The organism is Staphylococcus sp. HMSC067F07, from assembly GCF_001837405.1.
In the GTDB taxonomy this organism is placed as follows: domain Bacteria; phylum Bacillota; class Bacilli; order Staphylococcales; family Staphylococcaceae; genus Staphylococcus; species Staphylococcus capitis.
Genome location: NZ_KV832209.1, coordinates 25,508 through 43,334 on the forward strand (window position 1 = coordinate 25,508; position 17,827 = coordinate 43,334).

General features: G+C 32.6%; 17 protein-coding genes. 14 read left to right on the plus strand and 3 right to left on the minus strand.

All coding sequences use genetic code 11. The annotated features are described in order from the left end of the window. Positions 1 to 4 precede the first annotated feature (4 nt). From deoB to HMPREF2706_RS11975, 3 genes are read left to right on the plus strand one after another with little or no spacing between them, the layout of a single operon-like run. Positions 5 to 1,195: a phosphopentomutase gene (gene deoB / locus HMPREF2706_RS00425; protein ID WP_002435879.1), complete on the plus strand. Its 1,191-nt coding sequence runs from the start codon at positions 5 to 7 to the stop codon at positions 1,193 to 1,195. Continuing rightward, positions 1,192 to 1,542 carry a DoxX family protein gene (locus HMPREF2706_RS00430; RefSeq protein WP_023351341.1) on the plus strand — a complete coding sequence of 117 codons (351 nt, stop codon included), beginning with the start codon at positions 1,192 to 1,194 and terminating at the stop codon, positions 1,540 to 1,542. The genes deoB and HMPREF2706_RS00430 overlap by 4 nt, the downstream gene beginning before the upstream one ends. Positions 1,543 to 1,596: 54 nt before the next feature. Beyond that, positions 1,597 to 1,725, plus strand: a complete 129-nt coding sequence (locus tag HMPREF2706_RS11975) for a hypothetical protein (protein ID WP_256322921.1) — start codon at positions 1,597 to 1,599, stop codon at positions 1,723 to 1,725. Between the two features lie 78 nt (positions 1,726 to 1,803). Here HMPREF2706_RS11975 and HMPREF2706_RS00435 read toward each other — a convergent pair whose 3' ends face one another. Beyond that, complete coding sequence (locus tag HMPREF2706_RS00435) at positions 1,804 to 2,274, minus strand: S-ribosylhomocysteine lyase (protein ID WP_049427253.1); 471 nt, start codon at positions 2,272 to 2,274, stop codon at positions 1,804 to 1,806. A 351-nt stretch (positions 2,275 to 2,625) separates the two neighbouring features. Between HMPREF2706_RS00435 and HMPREF2706_RS00440 the strand changes: the two genes are divergently transcribed. From HMPREF2706_RS00440 to HMPREF2706_RS00450, 3 genes are all read left to right on the plus strand, one after another. Then, complete coding sequence (locus HMPREF2706_RS00440; RefSeq protein WP_049427254.1) at positions 2,626 to 3,810, plus strand: M20 family metallopeptidase; 1,185 nt, start codon at positions 2,626 to 2,628, stop codon at positions 3,808 to 3,810. Beyond that, a complete protein-coding gene (locus tag HMPREF2706_RS00445) occupies positions 3,810 to 5,000 on the plus strand; it encodes an L-aspartate--L-methionine ligase LdmS (protein ID WP_049427256.1) in 1,191 nt (396 codons plus the stop codon). Before HMPREF2706_RS00440 ends, HMPREF2706_RS00445 begins: the two co-directional genes overlap by 1 nt. A 190-nt stretch (positions 5,001 to 5,190) precedes the next feature. Continuing rightward, the gene (locus HMPREF2706_RS00450) at positions 5,191 to 5,856 is read left to right on the plus strand and encodes a DUF2750 domain-containing protein (protein ID WP_002469798.1); all 666 of its coding nucleotides are present in this window, start codon (positions 5,191 to 5,193) and stop codon (positions 5,854 to 5,856) included. Between the two features lie 86 nt (positions 5,857 to 5,942). Here HMPREF2706_RS00450 and coaW read toward each other — a convergent pair whose 3' ends face one another. Continuing rightward, complete coding sequence (gene coaW / locus HMPREF2706_RS00455) at positions 5,943 to 6,740, minus strand: type II pantothenate kinase (protein WP_049427259.1); 798 nt, start codon at positions 6,738 to 6,740, stop codon at positions 5,943 to 5,945. Positions 6,741 to 6,963: 223 nt separating this feature from the next. Between coaW and HMPREF2706_RS00460 the strand changes: the two genes are divergently transcribed. The 3 genes from HMPREF2706_RS00460 (at position 6,964) to HMPREF2706_RS00470 (ending at position 10,411) form a co-directional block, all read left to right on the plus strand. Next, positions 6,964 to 7,824, plus strand: coding sequence for a GNAT family N-acetyltransferase (locus tag HMPREF2706_RS00460; RefSeq protein WP_023351346.1), 861 nt, complete (start codon positions 6,964 to 6,966; stop codon positions 7,822 to 7,824). Between the two features lie 147 nt (positions 7,825 to 7,971). Beyond that, a complete protein-coding gene (gene rpoE, locus HMPREF2706_RS00465) occupies positions 7,972 to 8,508 on the plus strand; it encodes a DNA-directed RNA polymerase subunit delta (RefSeq protein WP_002435872.1) in 537 nt (178 codons plus the stop codon). A gap of 295 nt (positions 8,509 to 8,803) precedes the next feature. Continuing rightward, complete coding sequence (locus HMPREF2706_RS00470; protein WP_049427260.1) at positions 8,804 to 10,411, plus strand: CTP synthase; 1,608 nt, start codon at positions 8,804 to 8,806, stop codon at positions 10,409 to 10,411. 325 nt (positions 10,412 to 10,736) lie between these two features. Here the strand turns inward: HMPREF2706_RS00470 and HMPREF2706_RS00475 are convergent, their stop codons facing one another. After that, a complete protein-coding gene (locus HMPREF2706_RS00475; RefSeq protein ID WP_002435809.1) occupies positions 10,737 to 11,258 on the minus strand; it encodes a DUF2529 domain-containing protein in 522 nt (173 codons plus the stop codon). 220 nt (positions 11,259 to 11,478) lie between these two features. Between HMPREF2706_RS00475 and fdaB the strand changes: the two genes are divergently transcribed. The 5 genes from fdaB (at position 11,479) to rho (ending at position 17,806) form a co-directional block, all read left to right on the plus strand. Continuing rightward, positions 11,479 to 12,339, plus strand: a complete 861-nt coding sequence (gene fdaB / locus HMPREF2706_RS00480; protein WP_049427263.1) for a class IIb fructose-bisphosphate aldolase FdaB — start codon at positions 11,479 to 11,481, stop codon at positions 12,337 to 12,339. Positions 12,340 to 12,886: 547 nt separating this feature from the next. Then, positions 12,887 to 14,146, plus strand: a complete 1,260-nt coding sequence (locus tag HMPREF2706_RS00485) for a UDP-N-acetylglucosamine 1-carboxyvinyltransferase (protein WP_049427265.1) — start codon at positions 12,887 to 12,889, stop codon at positions 14,144 to 14,146. A gap of 89 nt (positions 14,147 to 14,235) precedes the next feature. Continuing rightward, complete coding sequence (locus tag HMPREF2706_RS00490) at positions 14,236 to 14,568, plus strand: winged helix-turn-helix transcriptional regulator (protein ID WP_002435794.1); 333 nt, start codon at positions 14,236 to 14,238, stop codon at positions 14,566 to 14,568. Between the two features lie 191 nt (positions 14,569 to 14,759). Next, complete coding sequence (locus HMPREF2706_RS00495) at positions 14,760 to 16,187, plus strand: aldehyde dehydrogenase family protein (protein ID WP_070862098.1); 1,428 nt, start codon at positions 14,760 to 14,762, stop codon at positions 16,185 to 16,187. A gap of 302 nt (positions 16,188 to 16,489) precedes the next feature. Then, the gene (rho, locus tag HMPREF2706_RS00500; RefSeq protein ID WP_049427267.1) at positions 16,490 to 17,806 is read left to right on the plus strand and encodes a transcription termination factor Rho; all 1,317 of its coding nucleotides are present in this window, start codon (positions 16,490 to 16,492) and stop codon (positions 17,804 to 17,806) included. Positions 17,807 to 17,827: the final 21 nt, after the last annotated feature.

Here is a 17,827-nt window from a genome sequence, read left to right on the forward strand (position 1 = left end):
AAGAATGACTACAGCGTTTAATCGAATCCATCTTATCGTTATGGACTCAGTAGGTATTGGTGAGGGTCCAGATGCGGCTGCATTTAAAGATGAGGGTTCTCATACACTCAAACACACTTTAGAAGGATTTAATCAAGAACTTCCAAATTTACAACGACTTGGATTAGGAAATATTGATTCTTTACCAGTAGTTTCTAAGGTTGAAAAACCAGGTGCATTTTATACAAAATTGAGCGAAGCTTCTGTTGGTAAAGATACAATGACTGGACATTGGGAAATTATGGGTTTAAATATTATGCAACCATTTAAAGTATATCCTAATGGTTTCCCAGATGAACTTGTTAAGGAAATTGAAGAGATGACAGGACGTAAAGTTGTTGCAAATCGTCCCGCTTCAGGTACTCAAATCATCGATGAGTGGGGCGAACATCAAATGAAGACAGGCGATTTAATTGTTTACACAAGTGCTGACCCTGTACTTCAAATTGCTGCTCATGAAGATATCATTCCACTTGATGAATTATATGATATATGTGAAAAAGTTCGTGAATTAACTAAAGACCCTAAGTATTTAATTGGACGTATTATTGCAAGACCATATGTAGGTGAACCTGGCAACTTTACACGTACATCAAATCGCCATGATTATGCATTGAAACCTTTTGGTAAAACAGTGATGAATACGTTAAAAGATAATGATTACGATGTCATTGCTATTGGTAAAATTAATGATATTTATGATGGTGAAGGTGTGACAGAAGCCATTCGTACCAAAAATAATATGGATGGTATGGACAAACTCATTGAAGTAGTACAAAAAGACTTCAAAGGGATTAGTTTCTTAAATTTAGTAGACTTTGATGCGCTTTATGGTCACCGACGAGATAAAGAAGGCTATGCTCAAGCTATTAAAGACTTTGATAATCGTTTACCGGAATTAATTGAACACTTACAAGAAGACGATTTAGTGATTATTACAGCTGATCACGGAAATGACCCAATAGCCGATGGTACGGATCATACACGCGAATATATACCAGTATTAATGTTTAGTCCTAAGATTAATCAGTATCATGAACTATCTCAAGACACGACATTTAGTTCAATCGGTGCTACAATTGCAGATAACTTCAACGTAGAATTACCAGAATACGGTAAAAGTTATTTAAAAGAAATGGGAGTTGAACATAAATGAAATTCTTAAGATTTCTATTAGGAATCGCATTTGGAACAGCTGGTGTATTACATTTTACGAATGAACGTCAATTTAGAAATATTGTTCCAGATTATTTACCTTTACAAAAAACAGCTGTATTAGTTACAGGTGTTTTTGAAATCTTCTTTGGAATGATGCTATTAATTCAAAGACCAGCAAGTTGGTTGAAGAAAGGAATTAACTTATTCCTATTAGCAGTATTCCCTGCAAATATTTATATGGCACGTAAAAAATTACCATTGGGTGATAAAGAAGTTCCTAAATGGGCACTTTATTTAAGATTACCATTACAATTTGTATTAATGGGTATTGTTAAGAAACTATAATTCATTATTGAACTACAACTGCTATTGAGTAGTTGTAGTTTTATTTTTTTTTAAATGAAACAAATGTTTGTCGATATTTTTGAAGCAAGTGTTGATGGTGATTTTGATGAATCTTCTTCTTTATTGGAAGATTTATTGGGACGTAAACCTCAAGATATCGTTGAAATTCTAAATAATAAATAATTATGTAGTAAAAGAAAGACTCTAGATCATCTTGCGATAAGCAAGTAAATCTAGAGTCTTATTTAATATTAAATTCATTTATTTTTCCGTACCGTAAATATCATTCCATTGGTCGCGTTTATTTAAGAAAGCTTGAGCAATTTCTTTAGCACCTTCTAATGAATGGCTTGCTGCCCATCCACATTGCACTTCATTACAAGCTGGCACTTCTGTAGCATTTAAGACATCGTTCAATGTCTTTTCAACAATATTTAAAACATCATCATAATCGTCATGATTAATAAATGATACATAGAAACCAGTTTGGCAACCCATAGGACTTAAATCAACAACTTTATCAGTGTGATTTCTAATGTTTTCGGCCATTAAGTGTTCTAAAGAATGTAAACCAGGCATTTCCATATGTTCTTTATTAGGTTGTTTGAAACGGATGTCATATTTATGGATAATATCTCCATTCAATCCTTCCATCGTACCCGCTAAACGGATAAATGGTGCAACAACTTTAGTATGATCTAAATTAAAACTTTCAACGTTCATTTTAGGCATGATTGTATCCTCCTTATTGCAATTACGCAATTTATTGTTCATTTCAATAATTTGATTGTAACAATCCTCGATGTGAATGACAATTTTGAAAAAAGTAGCAAAGCAATTAGCGTTTGAATTGTAAGAAAATTGTGTATATATGTTAAAAAGTAATGACAACAATTATTTATTCCGATAGAATAAGTAATAATTAAATTGAGGAAAGTGAAAAAAGCTAGTGTATGTTAGAAAAAAGTTAGTTATCTTTCCTCCTCTTTAAGTAATAGTTTTGAGTAATAATCATTAAATAATGAGTATGAATAAAGTATAAACTGAATTAAGCTAGTAAGGTTTTCAAGGGAGTTAGGTACAATGAGTGCAAAACAAGAGATATTAGATTTTATAGAAAATAAAAAATATGATTATGTTGAAATCAGTCATCGTATTCATGAGCGCCCTGAACTAGGAAATGAAGAAATATTTGCGTCAAGAACGTTAATCGATATTCTAAAATTGCATGAATTCGAAATAGAAACAGATATTGCTGGACATGCTACAGGTTTTATTGCCTCATACGAGTCTGATAAACCAGGTCCTACAATTGGTTTCTTAGCAGAATATGATGCACTACCTGGACTAGGACATGCATGTGGTCACAATATTATTGGAACAGCAAGCGTTCTAGGGGGTACAGCTTTAAAACAAGTTATAGACGAGATAGGTGGTAAAGTTGTTGTACTAGGATGTCCGGCTGAAGAAGGTGGAGAAAATGGTTCTGCTAAAGCGTCTTATGTTAAAGCAGGCATTATAGAAGATATAGATGTTGCGCTCATGGTACATCCAGGTAATGAAACATATCGTACCATCAACACTCTGGCAGTGGATGTATTAGATATTCAATTCTATGGACGAAGTGCTCATGCTTCTGAAAATGCAAACGAAGCACTTAATGCCCTTGATGCCATGATTTCTTATTTCAATGGTGTTGCACAGTTAAGGCAACATATAAAAAAGGGACAACGTGTACATGGCGTTATATTAGATGGTGGGAAAGCTGCAAATATTATACCTGATTATACACATGCTCGTTTTTATACCAGAGCTACATCTCGTAAAGAACTAGATGTATTAACAGAAAAGGTGAAGGAAATTGCGCGTGGGGCAGCCATTCAAACAGGTTGTGATTATGAATTTGGTCCCATTCAAAACGGTGTGAATGAATTTATCAAATCGCCTAAATTAGATGACTTATTTGAAAAGTATGCTGAAGAAATGGGAGAGGAAGTCATTAATGATGACTTCGGTTATGGTTCAACAGATACGGGTAACGTGAGTCACATAGTTCCAACTATTCATCCTCATATTAAAATCGGTTCACGTAATCTTGTAGGGCATACACATCGTTTCAGAGAAGCGGCTGCAAGTGTTCATGGTGATCAAGCTTTAATAAGAGGAGCTAAAATCTTAGCCTTAATGGGCTTAGAATTAATTGAAAATGAGAAGTTATTCAATGAAATTGTTGAAGAACATACTCATATAAAGGGGCATGTTAAATAATGAATGAAAAAGTAAATGGTCCGATGTTGACTTTAAGTGATTTATACAATGATGATGTGGTTTATACATCTAGACCTTCATATATCTCTAATCCATGGTTAAAACCTGATGAACATCAATCTAATTTTTTAACTGGAAGAGAATTACTCATCGCTAATCGCTTTCCAGTTATTGTGCATGAAGCAAGTGTTACTGAGAAATTAGCATACCTATTTAAATTAGTAGGAAAGCAAATTCCAACTCACATTTACAAGTTTAATAATAAAGAGACATATGAAGAATTATTACAAACTTTAGCTCATAAAGATGGTAAGAAAATTTATTTTCAATATATACATGATGAAGATATTTTAGAGAAAGAGTATTATGCACTTAATAAAGACATATTTGTTGCTTTAAATAATAAATCAAGGATACCTGAATGGACGAACAACAAATATTTACCTGATAGAGAGATTGTACCTATAGAAGAATTTGAAACTCGAATTAAGTCTTGGTCTTATCCATTCGTAATTAAACCCGGAGATGACTTACCTACAGCAGGTGGCTATGGTGTAATGATTTGCTACAATGATCAAGATTTAGAACAAGCTAAAATTCGCATTAAAGAAGCCACTGAAGCTACAGATTATTTAATAATTGAACAAAAAATTGAAGCGGTTAATAACTACTGCGTTCAATATGCTTATGCTCCTGATTTGGGAATTAAATATTTAGGTACAGCCCAACAACTAACGAATGAGTATGGTTTTTATAACGGGAATGAAAATGTTAATGATGTACCTCAGCATGTCATTGATGCCGGCAAAGAAATTATGGAGATAGGTGTGAGTAAAGGATTCTTTGGGGTTGCTGGATTTGATTTGTTAGTAGATAAAAATAATGACGTCTTTGCAATTGATTTGAATTTTAGACAAAATGGTTCAACAAGTATGTTGTTGCTCGCAAAGGATTTAGCAAAAGGATATCATAAATTTTATAGTTATTTTTCTAACGGTGATAATACACATTTTTATAATACAATTATTAAATATATCAAGAAGGGTGTTCTTTATCCACTTTCATATTATGATGGCGATTGGTATGGCAAAGATAAAGTGAATTCTCGATTTGGATGTATATGGCACGGATCAAGTAAAGAAGAAATTATTCAGCATGAAAGTGAGTTTATTAAAGAATTAGGTTTATAAGTCATACTCGACAAATGCAAATAGATATTTAGTAAAATTTATATTTTCGAAATTTTCAGAAATAACCAGATTTAATTACAGGATATAACGAAATAATATTATTAATTGTACACGATTGACTATCAATTATTAGTCGTTTAACATTTAAATTGACACACTATACGAATAACTAATGAATTGAGGGTTTGACATGTCGTACAAATATGAAGCATTTTTCAAGGATATTTTAATAAACGAATATATTTATTTTGCTTCAAAAAATAAGAAGTTAGTAAGGTTAAATCAAAAAGAACAATCTTATATTGCTATGTGGACAGATGAAGCTATGGCTGAATCATATTTATCTCAACATTCTATAGATTATGATAAGGTTGTTCGAGCTGATATTGACAGATTCGTCACTTATGAATTAGATGATTTATTTGATGAAGGTGATGAAATCTTAGTTAATGTAAATAATGAAGAAGATGGACAACTAGTGGATGTTATTAAAATGACTGATGAATTGATGTCAGAACTTGATGACATCAGAATTAAAGAATTTGTTAAAGATGTAGCTAAATATGATGAAGTTTATGGTTTAACTAATAAAAATGAGAAAAACTTTGTCATGATTAGTGATGATGAACATCAAAAACCTCATATTATGCCGGTTTGGAGTATTAAAAATCGTGCGTCTAAGGTACGAGATGAAGATTTTGAGGAATGTGAAATTATCGAAATTGAAGGTAAAGTTTTTGGAGAGTGGTTAGATAAGTTACGTGATGATGATAAAGCAGTAGCTATTGACTTAAAACCTGGAGTCGTGGGCACAGTTGTATCTGCACAAAAATTATCTAACGAAATAACTTTTTAACTTATTAAATAATGACAACGGTAGTGAATGGGAAAATTAATTTTAAAAAATTATTTTCCTTTAACTCACTACCGTTGTTTTATTATTTACAAATGTAAAGCACCTAGTGCACCTGAAAATGCACCATTCTCAATATAATAAGGTTTAAAACCTCTCAATACTGTATAATTTTCAATTACTTCACGTAGTAAATTATTATTATTAAATGATGAACCTATATATACTACATTTTCGGTTTGATACTCACGCGCTAAGGTAATAGCCATTGTTGTAATGACTTCACCAACTACACCAATCACTGATGAAAGCTTATCTGCGGATGAGAAATTGTTATCTAGGTGATGTAACACATTCCCAAAGTTTGCAGCAGTTAAATCTCCTGAAATAGGTGGTTCGCTGTCTTTGTATATATGTTTGACTTTTAAATCAATAGAATCCCGGTCGCCTTTTTGTGCTAAATTAGTAAGCTCTGTATAGTCAGTAATATTTGATAACAAGTAACCTAACCCTTGAATCATACCGCCACCGGTGCCTACACCACCCACACGTTGTTGATCCTGACCATCAAAATAGTGCAATGAAGTCCCTGTACCAACATTAGCAAATATGTAAGTATCAATATGATGACCTTGTTCTTCCAACAATATACGCAATCCTCTGGACGATGCATCAAATTCAACATAGCTTTGGGCTGAAATTTTGATATGCTCAGCAATGACGCCAGCATTACCACCAGTTAAGTTAAGCGACTCAATGTCTTCATTATTTAGCCAGTCAATGACTTTATCAATATTTGTTGTAAGTTCTGTTCGATAAAAGCGTTCATTACCTTGTTCTTGAACTATCTTTATTAATGTACCTCCGGCATCAATACCTACCTTCATTTGACTCTCACTCCACATTAAAAATATGTCACTCACTATAGTATATTAAAATCTCTGAAAAACAAGCATTATTTAAATAAATTTATATTTAAGGTTGTTTAATTACTTAATAGGGTAATGCTATTGTAAGATAAATTTTCAAAAAGAAAATTGAGCTAAATAGTAATCAATATTTATTTCATATATAATAGAAGTTGTAATTAACAAATAGGGGATTAAATAAATGTTTATCAAAAAAGAATTTGAAGGTATTACAGTCCAAGTGTTTGAAGAAAAGTATCGTGAAGCAGTGAATGAATTTAAATTAAGTGAGAGACAGCAGATTTATTCCTCATTACCTAAAACAGTTTTGGATGATGCTTTAAATGATGAAAACAGAGTAGCCAATATTGCAATGAATCAAGAGGGACAAGTGGTGGGATTCTTTGTCTTACATCAATATTATCAACATGAAGGCTATGATACACCTGAAAATGTCGTTTATGTTCGATCTCTATCAGTAAATGAGAAATATCAAGGTCATGGTTATGGAACGAAGATGATGATGTTCTTACCTCAATATGTGCAAGAATTATTCCCAGATTTTAATCATTTGTATCTAGTAGTTGATGCTGAAAATAAAGGAGCGTGGAACGTTTATGAACGCGCTGGCTTTATGCACACTGCTACTAAAGAGGAAGGCCCTATTGGTAAAGAACGACTCTATTATTTAGACTTAGATTCTAAACATGTTTCTTCACTTCGCTTAGTTGAAAGCGAAACTTCAAATGAGGCTAATATTCATGTAATTAATTTACTTAAAGATAATGAAAAAGTTGGATTTATTGCTATTGAACAGATTGAAGATAGAATGAGAATTTCAGCAATAGAAGTTAATAAAGAGCATCGTAACGAAGGTATAGCGGAAAGTGCTCTAAGACAATTGCCAACTTATATTCGTAAACATTTTGATGATATCAAGGTTTTGGCTATAACGTTATATGGAGAGAATAATGAATTAAAACCTTTATGTGATAATAGTAATTTTGTGGTTATTGAAGAAGCTGAAGACTATGTTCTATTTGAGAAGTATATCAACTACTAGTCTATCAACTGAAAGTTTACATCAATTGAACTACGAGTAGTGATTGCTAAATCAGTAGTTGTCATTTATAATTTATTTTTGTTACTATTAATTAATGAAAATTTGACGTTTAAATAAGAGAAAAATCCTTTGAAAGGAAGTATTTTAATGAAAATTCAAGATTACACAAAAGAAATGGTTGATGAGAAGTCATTTATCGATATGGCTTACACTTTATTAAATGATAAACAAACAACAATGAATTTATACGATATTATCGACGAGTTCAAATCTCTGGGTGGTTATGAGTACGATGATATTGAGAATCGTGTTGTTCAATTCTATACTGATCTTAATACAGATGGTCGTTTCTTAAATGTCGGCGAAAATCAATGGGGGCTTCGCGATTGGTACTCTGTAGACGATATTGAAGAAAAGATTGCACCTACAATTCAAAAATTTGATATTCTTGATGACGATGATGAAGAAGATCAAAACCTTAAATTATTAGGTGAAGATGATATTGATGAGGACGATGATATTCCTGCTGAAACTGATGATCAAGAAACTTTAAATGATCCAGAAGACGAAGAAGTAGAAGAAGAAATCAATGATTCAGATATCGTGATTGAAGAAGATGACGATGATGATATTGCTGAAGAGGAAGAAGAAGAATTTGAAGATGAGGAAGACTTCAACGACTAATTCTTATTTTCTGAACTTTAAAGTGGGACTTTTATTTTTAATTAAAAGATGATAGAATTTTATTCGGGCTCATTTAATTAGGACACGTGTATTAACTAGATACGCTCCCCCTTACAATTGTTGTGAGAGGGAGCGTTTTTTTATTTTTAAATAACTAAATATTTTAAAGTGAACAGAATTGTAGAGTAATTTAAAATCTATAAACATGTCATATCATGGTCGTCATGTTACTCACAATTTTAATTAATATAATAACAACGAGGTAGCAACCCTAAATTATACAGGAGGTCAGACAATGACAAAATTTATTTTTGTAACAGGCGGAGTAGTGTCATCATTAGGAAAAGGGATTACGGCCGCTTCTCTAGGAAGATTGCTTAAGGATAGAGGTCTTAAAGTTACAATTCAAAAATTTGATCCATATTTAAATGTGGATCCAGGTACAATGAGTCCATATCAACATGGTGAGGTATTTGTAACTGATGATGGCGCAGAAACAGACTTAGACTTAGGTCACTATGAGCGTTTTATCGATATTAATTTAAATAAATATTCAAATGTGACTGCAGGTAAAGTTTACTCTCATGTATTAAAGAAAGAACGTCGTGGTGATTACTTAGGTGGCACAGTACAAGTTATCCCACATATTACAAATGAAATTAAAGAAAGATTATTATTAGCTGGAGAAAGTACAAACGCTGACGTTGTTATTACAGAAATAGGTGGTACGACAGGTGATATTGAATCACTTCCATTCTTAGAGGCAATTCGTCAAATAAGAAGTGATTTAGGCCGCGATAATGTAATGTATGTACATTGTACTTTATTACCTTACATTAAAGCAGCAGGTGAAATGAAGACGAAACCAACTCAACACAGTGTAAAAGAATTACGTGGATTAGGAATTCAACCTGATTTAATTGTTGTTAGAACAGAATACGAAATGACTCAAGATTTAAAAGACAAAATTGCATTATTCTGTGATATAAACAAAGAAAGCGTGATTGAATGTCGCGATGCTGAATCACTTTATGAAATTCCACTTCAATTAAGTGACCAAGATATGGACGATATCGTCATTAAACGTCTACAATTAAACGCTAAGTATGAAACTCAACTTGATGAGTGGGAGCACTTATTAGATACGGTAAATCATCTTGATGGTAAGATTACAATAGGATTAGTTGGTAAATATGTTAGCTTACAAGACGCATATTTATCAGTTGTTGAATCATTAAAACACGCCGGCTATCCATTCAAGAAAGATGTTGTTGTTAAATGGATAGATTCAAGCGAAGTGACTGATAATAACGTTGAAAGTTATTTATCTGACGTTGATGGTATCTTAGTTCCAGGTGGTTTCGGTTTCCGTGCAAGTGAAGGTAAAATTTCAGCAATTAAATACGCCCGTGAAAACAACATTCCTTTCTTTGGAATTTGTTTAGGTATGCAACTAGCTACAGTTGAATATGCACGTAATGTTTTAGGTTTGGAGGGCGCACATTCAGCTGAGTTAGATCCAAGTACACCATACCCAATAATTGATTTATTACCTGAACAGAAAGATATTGAAGATTTAGGTGGTACACTTCGACTTGGTTTATACCCTTGTCATATTAAAGAAGGTACACTTGCAGAATCTATTTATTCTGAAAATGACATCGAAGAACGTCATCGTCATCGTTATGAATTTAACAATGAATTTAGAGAGCAATTAGAAGATAATGGAATGGTATTCTCAGGTACAAGCCCTGATGGACGTTTAGTAGAGATTGTTGAAATTCCGGAAAATGACTTCTTCATTGCATGTCAATTCCACCCTGAATTCTTATCAAGACCAAACCGTCCTCAACCAATATTTAAATCATTTATTGAAGCTTCACTTAAATATCAACAACAATAATCATTAATTGATTATATATAAAAATTTAGATAAATAAGTATTAAAACTAAAGCAGTAAGAAGATTGATAACAATCTTTTTACTGTTTTTTTATCTGTATATTGTGTCGTGTGCTTTCACATTCGTAAGAGGCTACTTTTACAAATAAACTACTTTTAAAATATAAAAAAAGAGATTGCTAATTTTTTTATAGCAATCTCAATTTTTTTAGTGTAACTTGAGTTAATGTTTAAAATAATGAAGTGTATAAATTTATGAAAATTTAATATGAATAGCGATAAGTTTGATACCTGATTATATAGTTTGCGCAAATGTAGAAACTTAAGTTATAGATTTAAATCTCGTGTCATCTCTATCATTTGAGTGTAAATTTCATAATATACATAATTAAATGCCATCGCATGAGGTTGAACAATCTTATCGTAATCTTCAGTATAAACAATAGGTCTAGGTGTTGAAAGGTTAACGTAATGCATTAAATGTTCTGGAAAATCATCACGTTTTGGATTGTTACAAACTAATACAAAATCGACATCTAATTCAATTAAACGTTGAACGTCTTGCTCTACATCCTCATTGTAAAAAGGTGAGAATAAAAACACTCTATCTGTAGAATCAATTTCACTCATAGATTTTAAGTCATCTAGTGAACGGCTTGATTCGAGCTTTTCATTACTATTCAATACAAAAGCTTCATAAAATTTTAAATCTTCATATCCTTTAACATAAACATAACCCTCACCGCCAATAGCTTGTATTAAACATTGTGCTGCCATTTGTATATCTAATGCTTGCTTTTCAAGCCTATTAAAGATACCAGTCAATTGTGTATTTAGAATTTTTGACATGATTTTCCTCCATTCTTTTCAATAAAACATTTTAAATAATACATTATAGTAATGCAATATTTGACTGATTGTTAAAATGAATGCGGTTGCAACAGTTTAAAATCTAAGGATTGTGAAAATTATTAATATTATATAAAGTATTCGAATGCATTAACTATGTATTTTTGATATAATGATTTTTGAAAAATACGTGCACTTATGCACTCAAGGAGGAACTTTCATGCCTTTAGTTTCAATGAAAGAAATGTTAATTGATGCGAAAGAAAACGGTTATGCAGTTGGTCAATACAACTTAAATAACCTTGAGTTTACACAAGCTATTTTAGAAGCTTCACAAGAAGAGAATGCACCAGTTATTTTAGGTGTATCTGAAGGTGCTGCTCGTTATATGAGTGGTTTCTACACTGTAGTAAAAATGGTTGAAGGTTTAATTCACGATTTAAACATTACAATTCCAGTTGCAATTCACTTAGACCATGGTTCAAGTTTCGAAAAATGTAAAGAAGCGATTGATGCTGGATTCACTTCAGTAATGATTGACGCTTCACATAGTCCATTCGAAGAAAATATTGAAATTACTTCTAAAGTAGTTGAATATGCACATGAAAGAGGCGTTTCTGTAGAAGCTGAATTAGGTACGGTAGGCGGACAAGAAGACGACGTAGTAGCTGACGGCGTTATCTACGCTGATCCTAAAGAATGCCAAGAATTAGTTGAAAAGACTGGCATTGATACTTTAGCACCTGCATTAGGTTCAGTTCATGGTCCTTACAAAGGTGAACCAAAATTAGGATTTAAAGAAATGGAAGAAATTGGTGCTTCTACTGGATTACCATTAGTATTACATGGTGGAACTGGTATCCCAACTAAAGACATTCAAAAAGCAATTCCTTATGGTACTGCTAAAATCAATGTAAATACTGAAAACCAAATTGCTTCAGCTAAAGCTGTTCGTGATGTATTAAATAACGATAAAAATGTTTACGATCCTCGTAAATATTTAGGACCAGCTCGTGAAGCAATTAAAGAAACAGTAAAAGGTAAAATTAGAGAATTCGGAACTTCTAACCGAGCTAAATAATTTGATAAATCATTATCATAGACCATTGAACAAAGGTTTCAATGGTCTTTTTTATGGAATATTTTAGAAGATGAATACTGATAGAATTCCCTTTTAATCAAGGTTTTAAAATGCATAACGACGGGAGTTTACCACTAGTAAATGAGCTAGGCATGAATGAAATGACAATGAGTGAAAGGGTTTGTCTACAGTCTGAGCCCATTGAACAAAGGTTTCAATAGTCTTATTTATGCTATACTTGAATCAGAATGAAATTCATTTAAATGAATTTCCTCAAATTAATCAGATGTTACATAAAAATAAAAGATATATAAATCATAAATAAACAAAAATTTAACGATTAAGAAGTTGTATATGAGGTAATAGTCTAATATTAATTATTAGAGTATTATTATTTAGCGAGAAACTTTGACACTATTTATGTGTAAAGTTGCTAAAATAACTTAACATTGATTAGATTTGAACTATTTTACAAACAAAGTAAAATTATTTTATAATGCTAATAATGTGAAATTTTAAAACGAAGGAAACAAAGGAGATAAATCATATGGTTCAAGAGGTAATAAAAATAAGAGGTGGACAAACACTAAAAGGAGAAGTAGAAATTAGTGGAGCGAAAAATAGTGCAGTAGCTATAATCCCCGCAACTTTATTAGCTCAAGGACATGTAAAGTTGGAAGGTCTTCCCCAAATCTCTGATGTAAAAACTTTAGTAAGTTTGTTAGAAGATTTAAATATTAACACGACTTTAAAAGGCAAAGAATTGGATGTAGATACAACTGAAATTGAAAATGCGCCGTTACCTAATAATAAGGTTGAATCATTGCGTGCATCTTATTATATGATGGGAGCGATGCTAGGACGTTTTAAAAAATGTGTCATTGGGCTACCAGGTGGATGTCCATTAGGACCACGTCCTATTGATCAACATATAAAAGGTTTCAAAGCATTAGGGGCAGAAATTGATGAATCAAGCGATACTTCTATGAAAATTGAAGCTAAAGAATTAAAAGGTGCAAATATCTTTTTAGATATGGTTAGTGTTGGTGCTACAATAAATATTATGCTTGCTGCTGTACATGCTAAAGGTCAGACTGTCATTGAAAATGCAGCTAAAGAACCTGAAGTTGTAGATGTCGCTAACTTTTTAATGAGTATGGGAGCTAAGATTAAAGGCGCAGGAACAACTACCATCAAAATTAATGGCGTGGAAGAGTTGCACGGTTCAGAATATCAAATTATTCCTGATAGAATTGAAGCTGGTTCTTATATGTGTATGGCTGCTGCTATGGGTGAAGAAGTTGTATTAAATAATATTGTACCTAAGCATGTAGAAGCGTTAACTGTTAAATTGAGAGAGCTTGGTGTTGATATCCAAATAGATGATGAGAAAGCAATTATTCGTAAACAATCACCATATAAAAATGTTGATATCAAAACTTTAGTTTATCCTGGCTTTGCTACGGATCTTCAACAACCTATTACACCATTATTATTTATGACTAATGGGCCATCATTTGTTACAGATACAATTTATCCAGCTAGATTTAAACACGTTGATGAACTACAACGTATGGGCGCAAATATTTATGCTGATGAAGGTACAGCAACTATTAAACCTTCGCGTCTGGAAGGAACAGAAGTATATGCAAGTGATTTACGTGCCGGTGCATGTTTAATTACTGCGGGATTAATCGCTGAAGGTGTAACAACAATATTCAATGTAAAACATATATACAGAGGTTATACAAATATTGTTGAACATTTAAAATCACTTGGAGCAGATATTTGGACTGAAGAAATTTAAGGTTTTATGGTATAATATTTATATTAATAATTGGAAGACAATAGAGAAATGCCTACAATTATAAGCATATTAAATGTGAGGTGAGGCAAATGGAAATCTGTCCATATCTTGAAGAAACCTTCAAAATTGTTGGTCGTAGTTGGAATGGGCTAATTATTAATTATTTATCAAGATGTGAAAGTCAATCAGCTCACTTTTCCGATATGAAAAGAGATCTAAAGACGATTACTCCTAGAGCTTTGAGCTTAAAATTAACCGACCTAGGAGAATGGAAACTAGTAGAGAAGCAAATTATTTCATCTAGCCCATTAGAAATTGTTTATCAATTGACTGATAAAGGACAAGCTTTAGCCGAAGCATTAAAGCCTATGGAAGCTTGGGCACAAAAATACGTTGAGTTAGAAGCAAATTCTTCAAAATAAATAAGACATGATGAACTGTTTATAAAGTAAAAAACTTTATAAACAGTTTTTTATGTAGATGCAAAATGATGCTTTATAATTTCCAATATAAAATGAATTGAGCGTAATTCATTTTGGTGTTGCATATGTTTAAAGTAACGCTTTAAAGGATAGAATACACATATAACTTTTCTAAGGAGTGAAGATTTAATATGAGAAATTTCACTAAACAATATATTAATGGCGAATGGGTTGATAGTGCGAGTGGCGAAACAATTGACGTAATCAATCCTGCAACTGAAGAAGTGATGGGATCTGTAGCTAACGGAAATGAAGAAGATGTTAACAAAGCTGTTGAAGCGGCAGACAAAGTTTATTTAGAATTTCGTCATAGTTCAGTTGAAGAACGTAGAAACTTGTTAGATAAAATTGTAAAAGAATATGAAAATAGAAAAGACGATATTATACAAGCGATTACAGATGAATTAGGTTCTCCATTATCTGTTTCTGAAAATGTTCACTATCAAATGGGACTAAATCACTTTACGGCAGCAAGAGATGCTTTAGATAATTTTGAATTTGAAGAGCAACGTGGAGATGATTTAGTAGTTAAAGAAGCTATTGGTGTCTCAGGATTAGTTACACCTTGGAATTTCCCTACTAATCAAACATCATTAAAATTAGCTGCTGCATTTGCTGCAGGTAGTCCAGTAGTTCTTAAACCTTCTGAAGAAACACCATTTGCAGCTATTATCTTAGCAGAAATCTTTGATAAAGTTGGCGTACCTAAAGGTGTATTCAATTTAGTTAATGGCGATGGTGAAGGTGTAGGAAATCCATTAAGTGAACACCCTAAAGTGAGAATGATGTCATTTACTGGTTCTGGCCCAACAGGATCTAAAATCATGGAAAAAGCTGCAAAAGACTTCAAAAAAGTGTCTCTTGAATTAGGAGGAAAATCTCCTTATATCGTTCTTGACGATGCTGATATCAAGGAAGCAGCTAAAGCTACAACTGGCAAAGTTGTTAATAACACTGGCCAAGTATGTACTGCAGGTACACGTGTACTTATACCTGAAAGCATTAAAGAAGATTTCTTAACAGCAGTTAAAGAAGAATTTAGCCAAGTTAAAGTAGGAGATCCTCGTGAAGATGGTACACAGGTCGGACCAATTATCAGCAAAAAACAATTCGATCAAGTTCAAGACTATATTGATAAAGGCGTAAATGAAGGTGCTGAATTATTCTACGGTGGCCCTGGTAAACCAGAAAGCCTTGATAAAGGTTATTTCGCACGTCCAACTATTTTCATCAATGTAGATAACCATATGACAATTGCTCAAGAAGAAATCTTCGGTCCAGTTATGTCAGTGATCACTTATAATGATTTAGATGAAGCAATTGAAATTGCTAATGATACTAAATATGGTCTTGCTGGCTACGTTATTGGTAAAGATCAAGAGACTTTACGTAAAGTAGCATGTTCAGTTGAGGCAGGAACTATTGAAATCAATGAAGCTGGCAGAAAACCTGACTTACCATTCGGAGGTTATAAACAATCAGGTTTAGGTCGTGAATGGGGCGACTATGGTATAGAAGAATTCTTAGAAGTTAAATCAATTGCTGGTTATTTTAAATAATTGAACAAATTAATTAAAACTTGCAATTAAACGATGCACGGAACTATATTAGTTCCGTGTTTTGTTTTTATTGTTATATTTTCTAAATTCATTTTGTAATTAAATTGAAAATTTGCTATAGTTATTCTAGTAATTAGAAGGTCATGACACATTTGAATATAAAATAAAGACGATAAGGCTTACTGAAATTCTTAAATTTTACTCGCACATCTTAAAATTTAAAAATTTCATTTAACGTCTATATTTAATATTTATATGTCAAAGTCTCGCAATATAAAAAATAATGAAATGGGTGCAAGTCTATGCCTGAAAGAGAACGAACATCTCCTCAGTATGAATCTTTCCACGAATTATACAAAAACAACACTACTAAAGAGCTCACTCAAAAAGCCAAATCTTTAAAATTAACAAATTATAGTAAATTAAATAAGAAAGAATTAGTTTTAGCTATCATGGAAGCTCAAATGGAGAAAGATGGCAACTACTACATGGAAGGTATCCTTGATGATATTCAACAGGATGGGTATGGTTTCCTTAGAACCGTTAACTATTCTAAAGGTGAAAAGGATATATATATTTCTGCAAGTCAAATCCGACGTTTTGAGATCAAACGTGGAGACAAAGTAACTGGTAAAGTACGTAAACCGAAAGATAATGAAAAATATTATGGGTTACTTCAAGTCGATTTTGTGAATGATCAAAATGCAGAAGAAGTTAAAAAACGCCCTCATTTCCAAGCGTTAACGCCGCTCTATCCGGAAGAAAGAATTTTATTAGAAACGCTTCCGACTAATTATTCAACTCGAATTATGGATTTAGTGACGCCGATTGGTTTAGGGCAACGTGGTTTAATTGTAGCGCCACCTAAAGCAGGTAAAACAAGTTTATTAAAAGAGATTGCTAATGCGATTGCTACAAATAAACCTGAAGCTCAACTTTTTATTTTACTAGTAGGTGAACGACCTGAAGAGGTAACTGATATTGAACGTTCAGTTGAATCTGCGGAAGTAGTGCACTCCACTTTTGATGAACCGCCAGAACATCATGTCAAAGTAGCAGAATTATTATTAGAACGTGCTAAAAGATTAGTTGAAATAGGTGAAGATGTTATCATCTTAATGGATTCTATTACACGTTTAGCACGTGCTTATAACCTTGTAATCCCACCGAGTGGACGTACGCTATCTGGTGGTTTAGACCCTGCTTCACTGCATAAACCTAAAGCATTTTTCGGTGCAGCAAGGAACATTGAAGCAGGTGGTAGTTTAACCATATTAGCTACTGCACTTGTTGAAACTGGTTCAAGAATGGATGATATGATTTACGAGGAATTTAAAGGTACAGGTAATATGGAATTACACCTTGATCGTAAATTATCAGAACGCCGTATCTTCCCAGCAATTGACATTGGTCGTAGTTCAACACGTAAAGAAGAATTACTTATTACGAAAGCTGAACTTGACTCATTATGGCAATTACGTAACTTGTTCACAGACTCTACAGACTTTACTGAACGTTTTATTCGCAAGTTAAAACGCTCTAAAAATAATAAAGACTTCTTTTCACAATTACAAAAGTCAGCAGAAGAAAGTACAAAGACAGGTAAACCAATTATCTAAGTTATCTTTGATAAAGGGTTG

Coding starts and splice junctions, on each gene's coding strand:
- HMPREF2706_RS00495 (WP_070862098.1), top strand. CDS start 14,760: ATGAGAAATTTCACTAAACAATATATTAATGGCGAATGGGTTGATAGT.
- HMPREF2706_RS00435 (WP_049427253.1), bottom strand. CDS start 2,274: ATGCCTAAAATGAACGTTGAAAGTTTTAATTTAGATCATACTAAAGTT.
- coaW (WP_049427259.1), bottom strand. CDS start 6,740: ATGAAGGTAGGTATTGATGCCGGAGGTACATTAATAAAGATAGTTCAA.
- HMPREF2706_RS00460 (WP_023351346.1), top strand. CDS start 6,964: ATGTTTATCAAAAAAGAATTTGAAGGTATTACAGTCCAAGTGTTTGAA.
- rpoE (WP_002435872.1), top strand. CDS start 7,972: ATGAAAATTCAAGATTACACAAAAGAAATGGTTGATGAGAAGTCATTT.
- HMPREF2706_RS00490 (WP_002435794.1), top strand. CDS start 14,236: ATGGAAATCTGTCCATATCTTGAAGAAACCTTCAAAATTGTTGGTCGT.
- HMPREF2706_RS00450 (WP_002469798.1), top strand. CDS start 5,191: ATGTCGTACAAATATGAAGCATTTTTCAAGGATATTTTAATAAACGAA.
- HMPREF2706_RS00475 (WP_002435809.1), bottom strand. CDS start 11,258: ATGTCAAAAATTCTAAATACACAATTGACTGGTATCTTTAATAGGCTT.
- rho (WP_049427267.1), top strand. CDS start 16,490: ATGCCTGAAAGAGAACGAACATCTCCTCAGTATGAATCTTTCCACGAA.
- HMPREF2706_RS00440 (WP_049427254.1), top strand. CDS start 2,626: ATGAGTGCAAAACAAGAGATATTAGATTTTATAGAAAATAAAAAATAT.
- HMPREF2706_RS00470 (WP_049427260.1), top strand. CDS start 8,804: ATGACAAAATTTATTTTTGTAACAGGCGGAGTAGTGTCATCATTAGGA.
- HMPREF2706_RS11975 (WP_256322921.1), top strand. CDS start 1,597: ATGAAACAAATGTTTGTCGATATTTTTGAAGCAAGTGTTGATGGTGAT.
- deoB (WP_002435879.1), top strand. CDS start 5: ATGACTACAGCGTTTAATCGAATCCATCTTATCGTTATGGACTCAGTA.
- HMPREF2706_RS00445 (WP_049427256.1), top strand. CDS start 3,810: ATGAATGAAAAAGTAAATGGTCCGATGTTGACTTTAAGTGATTTATAC.
- HMPREF2706_RS00485 (WP_049427265.1), top strand. CDS start 12,887: ATGGTTCAAGAGGTAATAAAAATAAGAGGTGGACAAACACTAAAAGGA.
- fdaB (WP_049427263.1), top strand. CDS start 11,479: ATGCCTTTAGTTTCAATGAAAGAAATGTTAATTGATGCGAAAGAAAAC.
- HMPREF2706_RS00430 (WP_023351341.1), top strand. CDS start 1,192: ATGAAATTCTTAAGATTTCTATTAGGAATCGCATTTGGAACAGCTGGT.